The 16,441-nt window shown below is 69.5% G+C and carries 18 protein-coding genes; 15 read left to right on the top strand and 3 right to left on the bottom strand.

Translation table 11 applies throughout. The annotated features are described in order from the left end of the window. Positions 1 to 16: 16 nt before the first annotated feature. Both P0084_RS11635 and P0084_RS11630 read right to left on the bottom strand, forming a co-directional pair. The gene (locus P0084_RS11635) at positions 17 to 982 is read right to left on the bottom strand and encodes an alpha/beta hydrolase (protein WP_308917021.1); all 966 of its coding nucleotides are present in this window, start codon (positions 980 to 982) and stop codon (positions 17 to 19) included. Further along, positions 982 to 1,266: an SCP2 sterol-binding domain-containing protein gene (locus P0084_RS11630; RefSeq protein ID WP_308917020.1), complete on the bottom strand. Its 285-nt coding sequence runs from the start codon at positions 1,264 to 1,266 to the stop codon at positions 982 to 984. The genes P0084_RS11635 and P0084_RS11630 overlap by 1 nt, the downstream gene beginning before the upstream one ends. 50 nt (positions 1,267 to 1,316) lie before the next feature. Between P0084_RS11630 and P0084_RS11625 the strand changes: the two genes are divergently transcribed. Together P0084_RS11625 and P0084_RS11620 are read left to right on the top strand one after the other, a co-directional pair. Next, positions 1,317 to 1,883, top strand: a complete 567-nt coding sequence (locus P0084_RS11625) for a tetratricopeptide repeat protein (protein ID WP_308917019.1) — start codon at positions 1,317 to 1,319, stop codon at positions 1,881 to 1,883. Positions 1,884 to 2,198: 315 nt separating this feature from the next. Next, entirely contained in the window at positions 2,199 to 2,873 is a 675-nt protein-coding gene (locus P0084_RS11620) for a GntR family transcriptional regulator (RefSeq protein WP_308917018.1), read from the top strand. Positions 2,874 to 2,938: 65 nt separating this feature from the next. On the opposite strand, the gene P0084_RS11615 is transcribed toward P0084_RS11620, so the two are convergent. Further along, positions 2,939 to 3,898 (bottom strand): beta-keto acid cleavage family enzyme, encoded by a 960-nt coding sequence (locus P0084_RS11615; RefSeq protein ID WP_308917017.1) that lies wholly within the window; start codon positions 3,896 to 3,898, stop codon positions 2,939 to 2,941. A 161-nt stretch (positions 3,899 to 4,059) separates the two neighbouring features. Between P0084_RS11615 and P0084_RS11610 the strand changes: the two genes are divergently transcribed. From P0084_RS11610 to P0084_RS11550, 13 genes are all read left to right on the top strand, one after another. Next, a complete protein-coding gene (locus P0084_RS11610; protein ID WP_308917016.1) occupies positions 4,060 to 5,667 on the top strand; it encodes an extracellular solute-binding protein in 1,608 nt (535 codons plus the stop codon). Between the two features lie 73 nt (positions 5,668 to 5,740). Next, positions 5,741 to 6,601 carry a carbohydrate ABC transporter permease gene (locus P0084_RS11605; RefSeq protein WP_308917015.1) on the top strand — a complete coding sequence of 287 codons (861 nt, stop codon included), beginning with the start codon at positions 5,741 to 5,743 and terminating at the stop codon, positions 6,599 to 6,601. Next, positions 6,598 to 7,575, top strand: coding sequence for a carbohydrate ABC transporter permease (locus P0084_RS11600; RefSeq protein ID WP_308917014.1), 978 nt, complete (start codon positions 6,598 to 6,600; stop codon positions 7,573 to 7,575). Before P0084_RS11605 ends, P0084_RS11600 begins: the two co-directional genes overlap by 4 nt. Next, positions 7,572 to 8,633, top strand: a complete 1,062-nt coding sequence (locus P0084_RS11595; RefSeq protein ID WP_308917013.1) for an ABC transporter ATP-binding protein — start codon at positions 7,572 to 7,574, stop codon at positions 8,631 to 8,633. Before P0084_RS11600 ends, P0084_RS11595 begins: the two co-directional genes overlap by 4 nt. Positions 8,634 to 8,636: 3 nt before the next feature. Continuing rightward, positions 8,637 to 9,680: an ABC transporter ATP-binding protein gene (locus P0084_RS11590; RefSeq protein WP_308917012.1), complete on the top strand. Its 1,044-nt coding sequence runs from the start codon at positions 8,637 to 8,639 to the stop codon at positions 9,678 to 9,680. Beyond that, positions 9,677 to 10,471 carry an SDR family oxidoreductase gene (locus P0084_RS11585; RefSeq protein WP_308917011.1) on the top strand — a complete coding sequence of 265 codons (795 nt, stop codon included), beginning with the start codon at positions 9,677 to 9,679 and terminating at the stop codon, positions 10,469 to 10,471. The genes P0084_RS11590 and P0084_RS11585 overlap by 4 nt, the downstream gene beginning before the upstream one ends. Beyond that, positions 10,464 to 10,997, top strand: a complete 534-nt coding sequence (locus P0084_RS11580; RefSeq protein WP_308917010.1) for a cupin domain-containing protein — start codon at positions 10,464 to 10,466, stop codon at positions 10,995 to 10,997. Before P0084_RS11585 ends, P0084_RS11580 begins: the two co-directional genes overlap by 8 nt. Next, positions 10,997 to 11,938 carry a transketolase family protein gene (locus P0084_RS11575; protein WP_308917009.1) on the top strand — a complete coding sequence of 314 codons (942 nt, stop codon included), beginning with the start codon at positions 10,997 to 10,999 and terminating at the stop codon, positions 11,936 to 11,938. The genes P0084_RS11580 and P0084_RS11575 overlap by 1 nt, the downstream gene beginning before the upstream one ends. After that, a complete protein-coding gene (locus tag P0084_RS11570) occupies positions 11,935 to 12,753 on the top strand; it encodes a transketolase (protein WP_308917008.1) in 819 nt (272 codons plus the stop codon). Before P0084_RS11575 ends, P0084_RS11570 begins: the two co-directional genes overlap by 4 nt. After that, a complete protein-coding gene (locus tag P0084_RS11565) occupies positions 12,750 to 13,535 on the top strand; it encodes an SDR family NAD(P)-dependent oxidoreductase (RefSeq protein ID WP_308917007.1) in 786 nt (261 codons plus the stop codon). Before P0084_RS11570 ends, P0084_RS11565 begins: the two co-directional genes overlap by 4 nt. Further along, the gene (locus P0084_RS11560; protein ID WP_308917006.1) at positions 13,532 to 14,245 is read left to right on the top strand and encodes an SDR family NAD(P)-dependent oxidoreductase; all 714 of its coding nucleotides are present in this window, start codon (positions 13,532 to 13,534) and stop codon (positions 14,243 to 14,245) included. Before P0084_RS11565 ends, P0084_RS11560 begins: the two co-directional genes overlap by 4 nt. Continuing rightward, complete coding sequence (locus P0084_RS11555) at positions 14,242 to 15,276, top strand: DUF4432 family protein (protein WP_308917005.1); 1,035 nt, start codon at positions 14,242 to 14,244, stop codon at positions 15,274 to 15,276. Before P0084_RS11560 ends, P0084_RS11555 begins: the two co-directional genes overlap by 4 nt. Beyond that, positions 15,273 to 16,400 carry a Xaa-Pro peptidase family protein gene (locus P0084_RS11550; RefSeq protein ID WP_308917004.1) on the top strand — a complete coding sequence of 376 codons (1,128 nt, stop codon included), beginning with the start codon at positions 15,273 to 15,275 and terminating at the stop codon, positions 16,398 to 16,400. The genes P0084_RS11555 and P0084_RS11550 overlap by 4 nt, the downstream gene beginning before the upstream one ends. Positions 16,401 to 16,441: the final 41 nt, after the last annotated feature.

The following is a 16,441-nucleotide window of genomic DNA, read 5'->3' as shown; positions in this document are numbered from 1 at the left end:
GATCCGTGACGGTCCTTCAGCCGGCGTCGGCTGCCTGCTGCGCGGGGGCCATCGTCGCCGTCTCGCCGAAATGCGCCCCGATCGAAGCGAGAAGGCGGTCGCGCACCGAAGGCGCGTCCATCAACGTCTCGTGACGCCCACCTTCGACCATCGTCAGCCGCCCGTCCGGCCATTCGGCCATGCGGGCGCGGATCGCATCGGGATCGACGATGGCCTCGTCGGTGCCCAGTACGGTCAGGCAGGGCAGGGACGCGGGGCTGGGGATGTCCCGGACCTCCGCCATCTCCCGCAGGGCGGCACGCAGCCAGGACAGGGTCGGCCCGGCCAGGGCGAGGTCCGGATGGGTCACGGCCTGATGCCGCATCCATTCGAACATCGCGCGGTCGTTGGTCAGGAGGTTGCCTTCGAACGCGACGCCGGCAGGGTCCACCGCCGCCCCGCTGCCGGGCACCGCGCGCAGCCCCAGGCCCAGCGCCGCGCCGGCGTGGCTGACGCTCCAGGCCAGAAGGCGCATATGCGGCAGGAGGGGCAGGCCCCACAGCGGCGCGCTGAACGCCACGCGCGCGAACGTCACGCCGCGGAGGCAGGCCCGCAGGCCGATCAGGCCCCCCATCGAATGCGCGAGCAGATGGAACGGCGCCGGCATCCCCATCGCCCGGACTGCCGCGACGTAGGCATCGACGTCGTGCTGATAATCGCCGAAATCCTGCACATGGCCCAGCTGGCCACCGGCGCGCTCCGTCAGGCCCTGACCGCGCCAATCGATGGCCGTGGCCGAATAGCCCTGCGCCACCAGGGCCCGCGCGACCATCGAATACTTCTCGACGTATTCGGTCCGGCCCGGAAAGATCAGGACCGTGCCCCGATCCCCGCCCGGCCACGCGCCGACGCGGACCTCCACCCCATCGGACGCGACGGACCAGACGGCCCGTCCGACCAGGCCCTCGGCCGCGACGTCCGCGAGGTAGGGGGCGTCCCGCATCAGGCCAGTTGGGCGCCCAGCTTCATGGCCGTTCCCATGTCGCCGTCGACGGTCAACTTGCCCGACATGAACGCCGCGGTGGGGTTCATCGACCCGTCGAGGATCGCGCGGAACGTGTCGGCGTCCGCGCTCATGACGCATTCCGCGTCCTCGTCGCCCGCGCGGACACCGGCTTCGTCGACCATGACGGACCCCTCGTCCTCGATGACGAACTTGACGGACCCATCGAAGGACCCGATCTTCTCGGACAGTTGGCGGACGGCTTCGTTGACGATGTCGCTCATGGCGGGTGTCCCTTTCGATCCGGGCATTCCGCCCACGTTCGAGGTGCAAGATGACCCTGTCCCGCGTTTCCCTCAAGGCCCTGATCGTGGCGGCCGCCCTGTGTTACGCCACGTCCCCGGTCGCGCAGGACGTGCTGTCGGACGATCCCGACATCCTGCTCGACGAGTTGGCGGTCGAAGGGGACCCAGGGGAGGCCACGCGGCTGGCCGGCGAGGTTGTGGAGCGCTGGTCCCATTCGGGAAGCCCCGCCCTGGACCTGCTGATGGAACGTGCCGTCGGCGCGGCGGCGGAGGGCGACTTCGCGACGGCCATCGCCCATCTGACGGCGGTGACGGACCATGCCCCCGAATTCGCGGAGGGCTGGAACCGCCGGGCGGAGACGTTCTTCCGCATGGAGCGCTACGGCGCGGCATTGGCCGATATCGAGCAGGTGCTGATCCTGGAGCCTCGGCACTTCGGCGCGCTCGGCGGGGCGGGCGTCATCCTGGACATCCTGGACCGTCCGCATGCGGCCCTGGCCGCCTTCCGTCGAGCCGCCGAAATCTACCCGGCGGAGGAGAACATCCGCGACGCCATCGCGCGGTTGGAGCAGGAGACGGGCGGCCGCTCCCTCTAGGCACCGGGTGGAACCGGGATCGATCCGTCCCGCAACTGATATCATTAACTGCGACGCGATGCTTTCGGCCCGACCGCTGTGATCGAATGGCTTCATTGAATGAACGGCATCCCGAAGCATTCGGTCGATCGGATCCTCGGATCCGGCAAACGCATCATGCGGGGGGCGGACTGAATACGTTATTTGCATAAGCGTGTTCCCCCACCCGATAACCCACGCGCGCGTGTCTGATCAAAGATCAAATCGGTTGTGGTGATATGGTCGGGTTGTGCTATCGTGACGGGCGTCGCGTAACTGCCGCATGGAGGTCAGCGAATGCCGCTCTCGGTCGTGAAACAGGGGTCCGTGCTGGGCCAGGTATTCGATTCGCTGAAATCGGCGATCATGATGGGGGAGTTCGAGCCGTCCCAGAAACTGCGCATCGACGAGCTGGCGGACGCCTTCGGCACGAGCCACATGCCCGTCCGGGAAGCGTTGGGGCAACTCGTCGTTCTGGGGGCGTTGGAAAGCCCCCCGCGACGGTCCGTCCATGTACCGAAGCTGAGCGTCGAGAAGCTGACCGATCTGATGGAGCTTCGCCTCCTGCTCGAAACGCGGGCGGTGGAGTTGGCGGCCGAGGCGGCCACGCCGGCCCTGATCGCCCGCCTGAAGAAGCATCATCGGGGCATGGGCGACCTGCTCGAACGCAAGGCCCTGAACCTCAGCGCGTATCTGAAGCTGAACTACGAGTTCCACTTCGCGATCTACGAAGCATCGGGCAACGCCGAGCTCATCGACATGATCGAGACGATCTGGCTGCGCTATGGTCCGATGCTGAACCTGCTCCGCGAGAAGGCTTGGCTGGGGGAAGGGAACCAAGATCACGCGGAGATGATCGAAGGGTTGGAGCGGGGCGACCGGGCTCGCCTCCAGCGGGGGCTTCAATCCGACCTGAACCGGGCGATGAACGCGATCACGCGGGGAATCGCATCGCAGGAAGCGGCTGAATAGGCGATCGGGCCGCGGCATCCGGATGTCGGCTGCCCCGACGGCGAACCCCAGCCGCCCGCCATGCGCTAGGGGGCGGCCGCATCCTCCAGCGTCGGAATGTCCGTCGCGGCGGCGCCCTTCAGTCCGAGCATGTGCCTGGCATCGTCTGGGGTGGCGAAGTCGCAGGACAGGCTGGACAGGATCCCCCGTGCCATGTCGACCTGCTGTGCGCTCGACTCCGCCAGCCGCTCCGGCCCGAGCCAAAGGGAGTCCTCCAGCCCGACCCGAATGTGGCCGCCCATCGCGGCGGACATCGCTGCGATCCGCATCTGCGACGACCCGGCCCCCAGCACCGACCACGCATAGTCCCTGCCGAGCAGGCGGTCCGCCGTGCGGCGCATGTGGGCCAGATCCTCCGGGTGGGTGCCGATCCCCCCGAGCAGCCCGAACACGGTCTGCACGAAGGGCGTGCCGTCATAGAGGCCGCGATCGATGAAGTGCTTCAACGTGTAGAGGTGGGCGGTGTCGTAGCACTCGAACTCGAACCGGGTGCCCCGGTCACGGCCTGCCGCAAGGATGGTTTCGATCTCGTGGAACGTGTTTCGGAACGCGAGGTCGCGCGATGCTTCCAGCATCGCGGGCTCCCAGTCGTGGCGGAACGCGTCGTACCGGTCCAGCATGCCGTACAGGCCGAAGTTCATCGACCCCATGTTGATCGACGCCAACTCGGGGGCGAAGCGTTCCAGCGGGCGCAGCCGTTCCTCCACCGACATGAAGGGGCTGCCGCCCGTGGTGACGTTGATCACGCAATCCGTTTCGGCACGCAGGCGGGGCAGGATCGCGGCGAACGCGTCGGCCGATTGATCCGGCCGGCCCGTTTCCGGATCGCGCGCGTGGACATGCAGGATCGCGGCGCCGGCGCGCGCGGCCCGCACCCCCTCCGCGACGATCTCGTCCGGCGTGACGGGCAGGTGGGGCGACATCGACGGCGTATGGATCGCGCCGGTCAGCGCCGCCGTCACGATGACCTTGCGTCTCGTCGCCATTGTGGGCCTCCCATTGATGCGTTCCCATCAAGACCCCGCCACGCGACCACGTCAACATTTTTGATCAAAGATTTTTGTTGACGGCCGGAGCGCGGTGCTTCTAGCGTCGTGGACGATATCCGGTCGGCGATGCGCGGACCGGATCCATGGGAGGAAGAAGCATGATCCGCCGCATTCGCAGCACCCGACGCCAGTTCCTGCGCCAGAGCTCCGTTCTGGGGGCGGGCGCATTGCTTGCGCCGCAGTTCATCCGGCCTGGTCGCGCCTGGGCGCAGGACGCGCTTCGCGATGGCGCGATCGGGGGGCCCACGGGGTTCGACGGCGCGGAGGCCTATCAATACGGCGCCGACACACCCGAAGGGCGGGCGATCGAGGCACTGAAGGCCATGGTCGGCGAGGGCAACGCACCGTCCTCGATCCGGCTTGCCCTGTCCGAAGGGTCCATCGGCCAGTTGACCGCCCCGTTCCCCGAAGGCGCACCTTCGATCAAGGACCTCTTCGAAGCCGAATCCGGCATCACGCTCGACATCATCGGCGTGCCGTCCGGTCAGGAATTCACGAAGGCCATTCAGGACATCTCGACGAACGGGGGGACCTACGACGTCTATACGGTCGACTACAACCGCCTCGGCGATCTTGCCGAAACGGGCGGCATCGTGAACCTGAACGACTTCGTCGCGGCGCATCGCCCCGAATGGGACGCGCCCAACGGCTATGTCGGAGGCGAGCAGGGGGTCAGCCTCCTGAACAAGTACCGCGGCGACTTCTACGGCATCTCGCTCGATGGCGACTTCCTGACCTGGGTGTACCGGACCGACCTGTTCGAGGACGACGCGATGGACACCGCCCATCAGGAGGCGACGGGCCGCGCGCTGACGCTGCCGCGGACCTATGCGGAGTTGGACGAGACCGCGCAATTCTTCACGCAGCACACCGATGGCCGCATCTACGGTTGCACGGACCTGCGGAACCAGGGCTGGGGCTACATCAACTGGTACGGGCGCTATACGACGATGGGCAACCCGAACCGGTTCCTGTTCGCCGACGACGGCTCGATCCTCATAAACTCGGATGCGGGCGTCCAGGCGACGCAGGAATACGTGGACTCGCTGTCCTATCACGCGCCGGACGCGATCTCGTGGTCGTGGCCCGAACAGTACGGCTCGATGGCCGCAGGCACGTCCGCCATGACCTGCGCCTGGTCGAACATGCCCAAGTTCCTGGACAATCCGGGCAACGAGGGCAGCCAGGTGGTCGGCAAGCTGGGTTCCTGGGCGCCGCCGGGCCGCGTGGTCGACGGCGATCTCGTGTCGCGTTCGCTGCTGTGGTTCTCGCTCGCCGCCGCCGTGTCCGAACAGGCGGAGAACCCCGAGGCCTGCTATCTCTTCCTGCAATGGCTGGGCGGGCCGCAGATCTCCGCCTGGATGGTGGCCAACCCCGCCGGCTACTTCGATCCGTGGCAGAACGCGCATCTGGACGATCCGCTCGTGCGCCAAACCTATCACGACTATCACGTCGAGACGATCCGGCGGTCGATTGAACGCGCCGTGCCGTCGATCAACTATCCCGGCGCAACGGCGTTCCACAACGCGCTGGACGAGAACCTCGTCGCCGCGCTGACGGGCGATCAGACCGCCGCGGAGGCCATGCAGCGTACCGAACGGGAATGGCAGCGCATCGCGCGGCGCATCGGCGAGGACAAGCTGCAGGAGGCCATCGCCTTCAACAATGGCGCATGGCCCACGATAACGGATCCCGTCCCGTCCTGATCCGTTCCGGTCCGAACGACAACCACGCGGCGCATGCGCGCGCCGCATGGCCCCCTGTGACCCGAGGCCGTTCATGACGCGTTCCCCCGCCTTCCACGTCTTCCGCACGGCCGCCCTGCTGCTGGCGCTTATCTTCGTGCTGATCCCCGTCCTCTGGATGGTGTCGATGGCGTTCAAGCCGATCCAGGAATGGTCAGCCACGGGCGACCTGCTGACGTGGTGGCCCCGGGATCCGACGCTGGACAACTTCCGCTACATCTTCGGCGAGCGCACGTCCGAGCTGATCGTGGCCCTGGAGCGGACGGCGGGCCGCCCGATCCTCGCATCGCTCCTGTCGTCGGTCGTGGGTACGGCCATCGCGATGCTGGCCGGCACGGCGGCGGCCTATGGCCTGTCGCGCTTCGGATCGGGCCGGAACCTTCCCCTCGCGCTGATCCAGCTCCGGCTGTTCCCGCCCCTCGCGGTGATGATCCCCGTGATGGTGATGTGGGCCTATCTCGACCTGATCGACACGTGGTGGGGCCTCAGCCTGGTCTACGGCATCGTTACGCTGCCCTTCGCGTTCTGGCTGATGAAGACCTACTTCGACGACATGCCGCGCGAGATCGAGGAGGCGGCGCTGGTCGAGGGATGCTCGCGCTTCCGCGTCCTTACCCGGGTGACCCTGCCCATGATGCGCGGTCCCCTGGCCTCGTCGGCCCTGCTGGTCTTCATCCTGAACTGGTCGGACTATCTGATCGCGCTGATGCTCACGACGCGCGAATGGGTGACGATCCCCGTCTACATGGCATCGCTGTCGTCCTCGATGACGGGCCAGCTCTATGGGGCGAAGGCCGCGCTGGGGTTGATCGCCGCCGTGCCGCCCGTGATCCTGGGAATCGCCATCCAGAAGCACCTCGTCCGCGGCCTGACCTTCGGAGCATTGAAGCAATGACCGACACGACCGGCCGGACCCTGCCCGCAGCCGACCCTGCCGCCGTGGCTCGCACCGCCGTGCGCGACGCCAAGGACGCGGGCGGGGGCACGTCCACGCGGCTGGGAACCTGGCTGACCCTCCCCGCGCAGCTCCTGATCCTGTTCGTCGCGGTCTTCCCGCTCCTCATGCAACTCTACCTGTCGTTCACGGACTGGACGCCGTTGTCGGGCCGCAACTGGACGGAGGCCTATACCCTTTGGGCCGGGACCTGGAACTACGAGGACGTGTTCGCGGACGACCGGTTCTGGGGCGCGCTGGGCCGGACCCTCCTGATCGTGGTCGTTGCCGTGCCGGTCGAGTTCCTCCTGGGCCTGGGCCTCGCCACGCTGTTCATGGACGAGTTTCCCGGCAAGCGGGTGCTGTACTCGATCATGCTGGTGCCGATGATGATCGTGCCCGCAGTTGCGGGCTATATGTTCTATCTGCTGTTCCAGTCGGACGGACCGATCAACGGACTGCTGTCCGCGATATCGGGGCAGGACGTCGCCATCCGCTGGCTGACCGATCCGGATCTCGCCATCGTCGCCGTGATGATCGCCGACATCTGGCAGTGGACGCCGCTGATGTTCCTGATCCTCCTGGCGGGGCTTCTGGGCGTGCCGCAGGACCAGCTGAAGGCCGCGACCCTGCTGGGGGCGGGACCCTGGCAACGCTTCCGCACGATCGTGCTGCCCAAGATCAAGACGATCATCGTCATCGCCCTGGCCATCCGCGTGATCGAGATCTTCAAGATCTTCGACACCCTCTTCATCATGACGGCAGGCGGCCCCGGCGTGGCGACCGAGACGATCTCCGTATTCTTCTACAAGATCATGACCTTGGAGCTCGCGTGGTCCTACGTCGCCGCCGCGGGACTGGTGGTCCTCGTCGGGCTGTCGGTCGTCGCGGGCGTGGCCATGGCGTTCCTGCCGAAGCCCGGGAAGCGCGCATGACCTCGATTCACCTGAGCCAGATCGTGAAGCGCTTCGGCGACTTCACCGCATTGCAGGAGATGGATCTACGGATCCACGACGGCGAGTTCATCGCCCTACTCGGCCCCTCCGGCTGCGGTAAGTCCACGACGATGAACATCATCGCGGGGATGGAGGATCCCAGCGAGGGCCGGGTGATGTTCGGCGACCGCGACGTCACCGCGCTGCCGATGCAGAAGCGCGGCGTGGGCTTCGTGTTCCAGAACTATGCGATCTTCACGCACATGACCGTGCGCGAGAACCTCGCCTACGGGCCGCGCATGCACGGCGCCCCGCGCGCGGAGATCGAGCGCCGCGTGGTCGAGATGGCCGACTTCCTCGATCTCGGCGCGATCCTCGACCGTCCGTCAGCCGGGCTGTCCGTCAACATCCTGCAACGCTTGGCCATCGGCCGTTCGGCCATCATGGAGCCCGCGATCTTCCTGCTGGACGAGCCGCTGTCGAACGTCGACGCCGCGTTCCGCGCGGTGATGCGTCGCGAACTGAAGTCCCTGCAGCAACGGTTCGAGCAGACCATGGTCTACGTCACGCACGACCAGCTGGAGGCGATGACCATGGCCGATCGCATCGCGGTCATGGACCACGGCGTCCTGCAACAGGTCGGCACGCCGTTGGAGGTCTACAACGCGCCCGCGAACCTATTCGTGGCCCAGTTCCTCGGCGCGCCGGGGATGAACCTCCTGCCCGGCATGCTCGACGGCGACGGCATCGTTCTGGAGGGCGGGGGCCGGATCGCCCTGGACGATCGGGAGGTTCGGACGGCGCGGCGCGCGACGGGGCGGGACGTCGTCTATGGCTTCCGCCCGGAGGAGGCGCGCATGGGGGAGGACGGTGTCACCCGGCCCGTGTCCTTCGTGGAACGCATCGGGGCGCGCACGATCCTGCACATGGAGGGCGGCATCAAGGCGGTGTTCGAGAACGACGTGGCCGTCGCCGAAGGCCGCCCCGTCACCCTGTCCCCGAACCCGGGCGCGGCGCGCATCTTCGACGCGGGCACCGGCGCGCGGCTGGAGGGCTGAACGATGGCGAGCATCGAGTTCCGCGGCGTGTCCAAGTCCTATGGGGGCACGCAGGCCCTGCGTGACGTGTCCTTCCGCATCGAGGACAACGAGTTCTTCTGCCTGTTCGGCCCGCCGCTCTGCGGCAAGTCGACGATCCTGCGCTTGATCCTGGGGTTGGAGGACCCGGACGCGGGCGAGGTGCTGATCGCGGACCGCCCGGCGGCGGGAATCGGTCCGGCCGAGCGCGACATCGCGATGGTGTTCCAGAACCTCGCCCTGTTCCCGCACATGACCGCGCGCGACAACGTGGCCTTCCCCCTCGTCGAACGCGGCCGCCCCAAGGCCGAGATCGCGGCCAAGGTGGCGGACGCGGCGGAAAAGCTGCACATGACCCACATCCTCCACAAGGCGCCGGGCCAGCTCTCGGGGGGCGAACGCCAGCGCGTCGCCATCGCGCGGGCCCTCGTGCGCGACCCGGTGGCCTTCCTGATGGACGATCCCATCAGCGCGCTCGACGCCCGCCTGCGCGAGGAGACGCGCGTCGAGCTCAAGCGCATCCAACGGGAGGTGGGGCACACCCTCGTCTACGTGACCCACGACCAGGAGGAGGCCATGAGCGTGGCGGACCGCATGGTCATCCTGCGCGAGGGCCGGGTCGAGCAGGTCGGCACCCCCGTCGAGATCTACGACGATCCGTCCAACGCCTACGTCGCGGGGATCCTCGGCGCGCCGGAGATCAACGTGATGCCCCTCGGGCGCGGGCGCACCGCGGACGGCCTGATCGCGGTGCCCGACGCCCCCGAGGGCGCGGCCAGCATCGGCATCCGGCCGGAGAACCTTCGCCTGACCGAAGGCGACGGCGCGCGGATCACGGACGTGGAGCCCTTGGGCGGCTTCACCGTGGTCACGCTGTCGGCGCCGGACGGCCCCGACCTGCGCGCGCTCCTGCGGGGCCAGCCCGACCTTTCGCCCGGCGCCCGCGTGGGCGTGGAGGACGGAACGGCGCGGATGTTCTTCGACCGCGACGGGAGGCGTCTGCGGATGCCCGCCGCGGTGCCCGCATGACGTTCGAGGGGAAGGTCGCGCTCGTCACGGGCGCCAGCCGCGGCATCGGCGCCGCGACCGCCCTGCACCTGGGCGACCTGGGGGCAAGGGTGATGCTCGTCGCCCGCTCCGGCAGGGACATCGCCGACCTTGCGGACGACATCCGCGATCACGGCCACGAGGCGGAGGCGCTCACCTGCGACGTGGCGGACGCGGCCAGTGTGGCGAACGTGGCCGCGGCGACGCGGGACCGCTTCGGTCGCCTGGACCTCGTCGTCAACAACGCGGGCCTCATCGACCCCATCGCCCGGATCGATGACAGCGACCCCGCAGCCTGGGCCAGGGTGATGAACGTCAACGTCCTGGGCGTGTACCACGTCCTGCAGGCGACGCTGCCCATGCTCGCCGCGTCGCAGGGTACGGTCGTCAACGTGTCCTCCATCGCCGCCGTCCGCGCGCTCGAAGGATGGTCGCACTACTGCGCGTCGAAGGCCGCGGTCCTCAGTTTGACCCGATCGGTCCATGTGGAACATCCCGACGTGACCGCGGTCGGTCTCAGCCCGGGCACCGTCGCCACGGGCATGCAGACGGCCATCGCCGCTTCGGGCATTAACCCCGTCAGTCAGGCCCCGTGGGACGCGCACATCCCGCCCGAATGGGTCGCCAAGGCCATAGCCTGGCTCTGGGACGGCGGGGCGGAGCCCTATCGGGGCTTCGATTTCAGCATAAAGCACAGGTACGGGCGCCGCGCCGTCGGCTTGCCGGAGGACGGCGCGCTCGACGGCACATGGGAGGAGACACGACATGGCTGAAGACGGGGGCGGACAGGACCGCGCGTTCTACGACGGGAACGGGTTCGACAACATCACCGGTCCGGGGGCCGAGGCCGGCTATGCGCTGTGGGACAAGCTGGCGGAGTTGCGCGCGGACGAGCCCAAGCACGGCAACCTCTACGAGCCGCGGCTGAACGCCGACTTCCCGGATAACCCGTGCTACCTGCCGATCAACCTGTTGATGTGGCCCGAACGCGGCATGGACTTCGTGATGCTGCGGGGCGAGCCGGGCGGGGCCTTCCCGCCGCACACGCATGGCTACGGCGACGAACTCTATCTGATCGTCAACGGATCGGGCATCGTGATCATCGACGGCGTCGAGCACGAGGCCAAGAAGCACGACATCTTCTGGATCCCCGCCGGCACGCCCCACACCTATCGGACGCCCGCCGATCGGACCGAACCCTTCGACATCTTCGCCGTCAACGTGCCCGGCGTGAAGCACAACATGCGCTCGACCTATTGGGCGGGACCCGCGCAGAAGCCGGGGCAGGGGCCGCGCTGATGCTCGACCCGGAAGACAAGGATGCCGGACGCCGCGTGGTGGAGGCCCCCTTCGCCGCTGCCCTGTCCCGCCTGATGGACGCCCGCGACGACCTGTGCGTCGTCACGGCGGACCTGTCGAAATGGACCGACGTGCTGCCCTTCGCGAAGGCCCATCCCGACCGCTTCGTCCAGGTCGGCATGGCGGAGCAGAACCTGATGGGCGTGACCGCCGGTCTGGCCAAGACCGGCCTGCTGCCCATCGCGGTGACCTTCGGGGTGTTCGCGACGCGCCGCGCCTACGACCAGATCGCCATGAGCTTGGCCACGCGACCCTGCAAGGCGATCATTGCGGGCTTCCTGCCCGGCCTCGACAGCCGGTTCCGGGGAACGCACCAGGCGATCGACGACCTCGCGATCATCCGGTCCCTGCCGGGCGTCACCGTGATCGATCCCGGTGACGCCACCGAGTTGGAGGAGGCGGTGGTCGCCGCCGCCGATCGCGACGGCCTGACCTACGTCCGCTGCTCCCGCGGGCGGGCGGAGGCGCTGTTCGAACCGGCCCCCTTCCGCATCGGTCCCCCCCGGCAACTGGCCGATGGCGACGGCGGCATGGGCGTCGTGACCACCGGCGCCGCGACCCGCTGGGTGGCCGAGATCCGACCCCCCGGCGTCGCGCACCTGCACGTCCCCACCCTCAAGCCGTTCCCCGCGGGCGAGGTGGCGGCCTTCGCCCTCGATCACGCGCGCGTCGTCAGCGTCGAGAACCACCTCCTGCACGGGGGGCTGGGCGCCTCCGTGGCGCAGGCCATGGCCGCGAGGGGGGTCGCCACCCCGCTGGACGCGCGCGGCATCGACGACCGCTGGGGCGAGTACGGGCGTCCGGAATACAGCCGCGACAGGCTGGGCCTCGGGCCGGACGCCCTGCGCGCCGTGCTGTCGGGCGAACGGGTGGCGGCATGAAGGACTTGCAGAACGACACGGCGGACCGCGCCCAGGCCTACCAGGCCGCCCGCATGCGCCGCGCCGTCATCGAGATGTGTCGCGGACCGGGGCAGGGCTATGCGGGGCAGGGGCTGGAGCTGGCCGACGTCATGGCCGTCCTGTTCCACGGTCACCTGCGGGAGCAGGACCGCTTCGTCCTGTCCACCGGGCACGCCGCCATCGCGCTCTATGCCGCGCTCTGGTCGATCGGCCGCATGACCGACGAGCAGATTCGCACCTATGGCTACGACGGCACCCACGTAGAGGAGAGCCCGCTCGACGACCTCGACGGGTTCGAGGTGACGGGCGGCTCGCTGGGGCAGGGGCCGTCCCAGGCTGCCGGCATGGCGCTGGGCGAGCGGATGCGCGGCTCCGACGCTCATGTGGTATGCGAGGTGTCGGACGGCGAGCTGCAGGAGGGGTCGGTGTGGGAGGCGGTGATGTTCGCCGCCGCCCGCGACCTGTCGAACCTGACGCTCCTCGTGAACGACAACGGCGAGCAGGCGGACGGCGCCACGGCCGAGGTCCTCGGCATCGGCCCCCTCGCGCCGAAGTTCGAGGCGTTCGGCCTGCACGCCATATCCGTCGATGGACACGACATTCCCGCCTTGCGCGACGCGCTGGACGCCGCGCGCGCCCATGATGGACCCGCGGCGGTCATCGCGCGCACCGTGCCGGGCAAGGGGGTCACGACCTTCGACCGCTTCGCGCGCGTCCATTACGTCCGCACCGACGCCGACACGTGGCAGAACGCCGCAGACGAGCTGGACGCCGCCTTGGCCGCCCTGGGATGACCGGGCGGCTTTCGGGGGAGGTGGCGCTGGTCACCGGCGCGGCCCAGGGCATCGGGCTGGCGACCGCGCGACGGCTCGCCGCCGACGGCGCCGCCGTCGCGCTGACCGACATGGCCGGCGCGGACGCCGCCGCCCAGGGCATCGATGGCGCGCGGGGCTGGACGCTCGACGTCACCGATCGCGACGCCGTCCACGCCGTGACCGCCGCCGTGACCGACGCGCTGGGGCCGCCCACGATCCTCGTGGCGAACGCCGGCATCCAGCGGATCGCACCATCGGAATCGATGGACTGCGCGCTTTGGGACCAGTCGCTCGCGGTGAACCTCACCGGGGTGTGGGACTGCATCCAGGCCGTCGCGACGCCCATGCTGAAGGCCCGCCACGGTTCGATCGTCACCATCGCATCGATGAACTCCTACCGGGGCATGCCGGGCCGCGCGCCGTACTGCGCGACCAAGACGGCGATGCTGGGGCTGACTCGCGCGCTGGCGTCGGAATGGGCGTCGCGTGGCGTGCGCGTGAATGCCGTGGCGCCGGGTTACGTGCGTACGCCGATGGTCCAGAAGGCCATCGACGAGGGGCTTCTGGACGAGCCGCAACTGATCGACCGGATCCCCGCCCGCGACCTCGCCGATCCGTCCGACATCGCCGCGGCCATCGCGTTCCTTTGCTCGCCGGACGCCCGCATGATCACCGGCCAGTGCCTGCCCGTGGACGGCGGCATGCTCGCCTATGGCGCGCCCCGCCCGACCTCCGACCTGCCCGCCGGGTTCGCCTCGTGAGGCGGGTGCTGATCACGGGTGCTGCGGGCGGCATCGGCGCCGACATGGTCCGTCACTTCGCCCGCGACCACGCGGTCACGGCCTCCGATCTGCCGTCCGATGCGCTGGAGGCCCTGGGCCGCGAGACAGGCGCGACCGTCGTGCCCTGCGACCTGGGCGACCCGGACGACATCGCCGCGCTGGCGGCAGCCGCCACCGCGGACGGGCTCGACGTGCTCGTGAACAATGCCGCCACCTACAAGCTGCGCCCGTGGCTGGAGATCGACGCAGCCGAATTCGACCGCATCACCGCCGTCAACCAGCGTGGCACGTTTCTGCTGTCCCAGGCCTGCCATCCCGCGCTTCGGGCATCCGGCACGGGGCGCATCGTCAACGTCACCTCGAACACCTTCTTCAAGGGGTGGGAGGGGCTGATGACCTACGTGGCGACGAAGGGCGGCATCACCGGGATGTCGCGCGTGATCGCGCGCGAGGTTGGCGGCGACGGCATCACCGTCAACTGCGTGGCCCCCGGCGCGATACCCACCGCGGCGGAGGACCATCATCCCGACCCCGAAGGCTTCCACCGGATGCTGATGGAGTTCCAGGCCGTGAAGCGGCGCGGCTCGACCGACGACATCGCCCGCGCCGTGGCGTTCTTCGCCCATCCCGACAACGGCTTCGTGACCGGCCAGACCCTGATCGTCGACGGCGGGGGCATGATGCAATGACCCCGCTCGCGGGCCATCCCGACCAGCTGTCCGGCGTGCGTCTGGTGGAGCTGGCCGACGGCCCCGGCCGCGGCGTGCGCCTGCTCGAGTTCCGCACGAGCGCCGGCCTCGCCTTCGAGGTCGTGGTGGACCGCGCCTTCGACATCGGGATGGCGTCCATTCGCGGCAGGGGCCTGTCCTTCACATCCCCCGTGGGCATCCGCTCCCCCTTCCTGCACCAGCCCACGGGGATGGAGAACTGGATGCGCGGCTTCGGCGGCGGCCTCCTGGCGACCGGCGGCCTCGACCACACGATGGGACCGGCGCGCGACGACGCCGCGCGCTTCGCCTATCCCGGGATGGACGGGGAAGTCTTCCCCCTCCACGGCCGCCTCACGGGGGAGCCCGCGCGCCTGCGGGGCTATGGCCGCACCGACGGCACGCTCTGGGCCGAAGGCGTCGTGCGCCAGGCCGCCCTTTACGGCGAGCATCTGGAGATGGTCCGTCGGGTCGAATGCGACGACGACGGCACGGAGATCCGCCTGACGGACACGATCACCAACCTCGGCGCGGCCCCCAACCCGCAGATGTCCCTCTACCATGCCAATCTCGGCCATCCGCTGATCGGCCCCGGCGCCCGCATCCACGTGGAGGCCGAGGCCGTGCGCGCCTGCGGCGACTTCGCCCTCGACGGCTGGCGGGACATTCCCGAGCCCCGTCCCGGCTTCCGCGAGGAGGTGGTGGAGATCCGCCCCGTGGTCCGAGACGGCACCGCCCGCGCGGCGGTCGTGAACGCCCAGGCCGACCTCCTGCTGCTGGAGACGTGGGACGCCGCGACGCTGCCCTACCTCTTTGCGTGGCGGCAGTTCGCGCCCGGCACCTACGTCCTGGGGTTGGAGCCGTCCTCCATCCCCGGCACCGACCGCCACGGCGCGCGGAAGGCCGATCTCCTGCGCGTCCTCGAACCCGCCGAGGCGATCACTCACCGCGTCGCCTTCCGCGCCGTCGAGGGAACCGACGCCGTCGCACGCGCCCTGGAGGACAGACCATGACCGAAGCCCGACGCGCCGCCGTGGCGCAGGCCGCCCGCGCCGTCGGAGCCGACTGGATGCTGCTGACCGCGCCCGACAGCCTGGCCTATGCGGGCCACGTGGCGGGGATCGAGGCGGGTCCGTCCCCCTTCGACGGCGGCCCCAGCGCCGCCCTGATCGGCCCCGACGGCGCGTTCCACGTGGCCTGCAACGAGTTGGAGGTTCCGATCGCCGAAGCCGCCGGCGCCCGCGCGCACGGCTACGAGGCGCTGGGCTTCGCCGACCTCCGCCCGCTTCACGTCAAGTACGCCGAAGCTGCCCGCGCCATGCTGGACGCCGCACGTCCGTCGGGGCGCGTCGCGGTCGAGCCGGCCACGCTGCCCGCATCGCTCGCGGCCCTCCTGGACGGGCGCGTCGACAGCGTGGACGGCGCCCGCGCGCTGGCGGAACGCCGCGCCGTCAAGCTGCCCGACGAGGTCGACCGCCTGCGCCGGGCCGCCCATTGCACGGCCGAGGGTCAGAACGCGGTCGGACGCGCCCTGCGCACGGGCGCGACCGAGCTCGACGCCTGGCGCGACGTGCGCCTGGCGATGGAACGGTTCGCGGGCACGCGCACCCCCGTCGGGGGCGACTTCGTGTCGGGCGTGGCGCGCACGGCGGCCATCGGCGGTCCCGCCACGACGCGGGTTCTGGAACCCGGCGATCCGGTCATCGCCGACCTCGCCCCCCGCGTGGACGGCTATTGGGGCGACAGCGCGACGACCACGATCCTGGGCGAGCCGTCCGACGCCCTGCGCCGCATGTATGCTCACACCCACGCGATCTGGCGGCGCGTCCTCGACACCCTGCGGCCCGGCATCACCGCGCACGACTTCGACGCCCCCCTCCGCGCCATGGTGGCCGAAGGCGGATACGCGAACCCCGTCCACATGGGACACGGCATCGGCGCGTCGATCCACGAATGGCCCCGCCTCGTGCCGGGCGAGGACGCGGTGCTGAAGCCCGGCATGGTCCTGATGGTCGAACCGGGCTGCTATCACCCCGATATCGGCGGCGTGCGGTTGGAGCAGATGTTCCTCCTGACCGACGACGGGCACGAGATCCTCAGCCCGTTCGACATCGCTCCCGAACCGCCCGTCGTGTGATCCCCGGCCCGAGCCGACCCGCGGACCCGGACCACGCTCCA

Source organism: Jannaschia maritima, from assembly GCF_030973515.1.
GTDB lineage: Bacteria > Pseudomonadota > Alphaproteobacteria > Rhodobacterales > Rhodobacteraceae > Jannaschia > Jannaschia maritima.
Note: the sequence above shows the minus strand (reverse complement) of the source record. Positions and strands in the feature narration are given on the sequence as shown.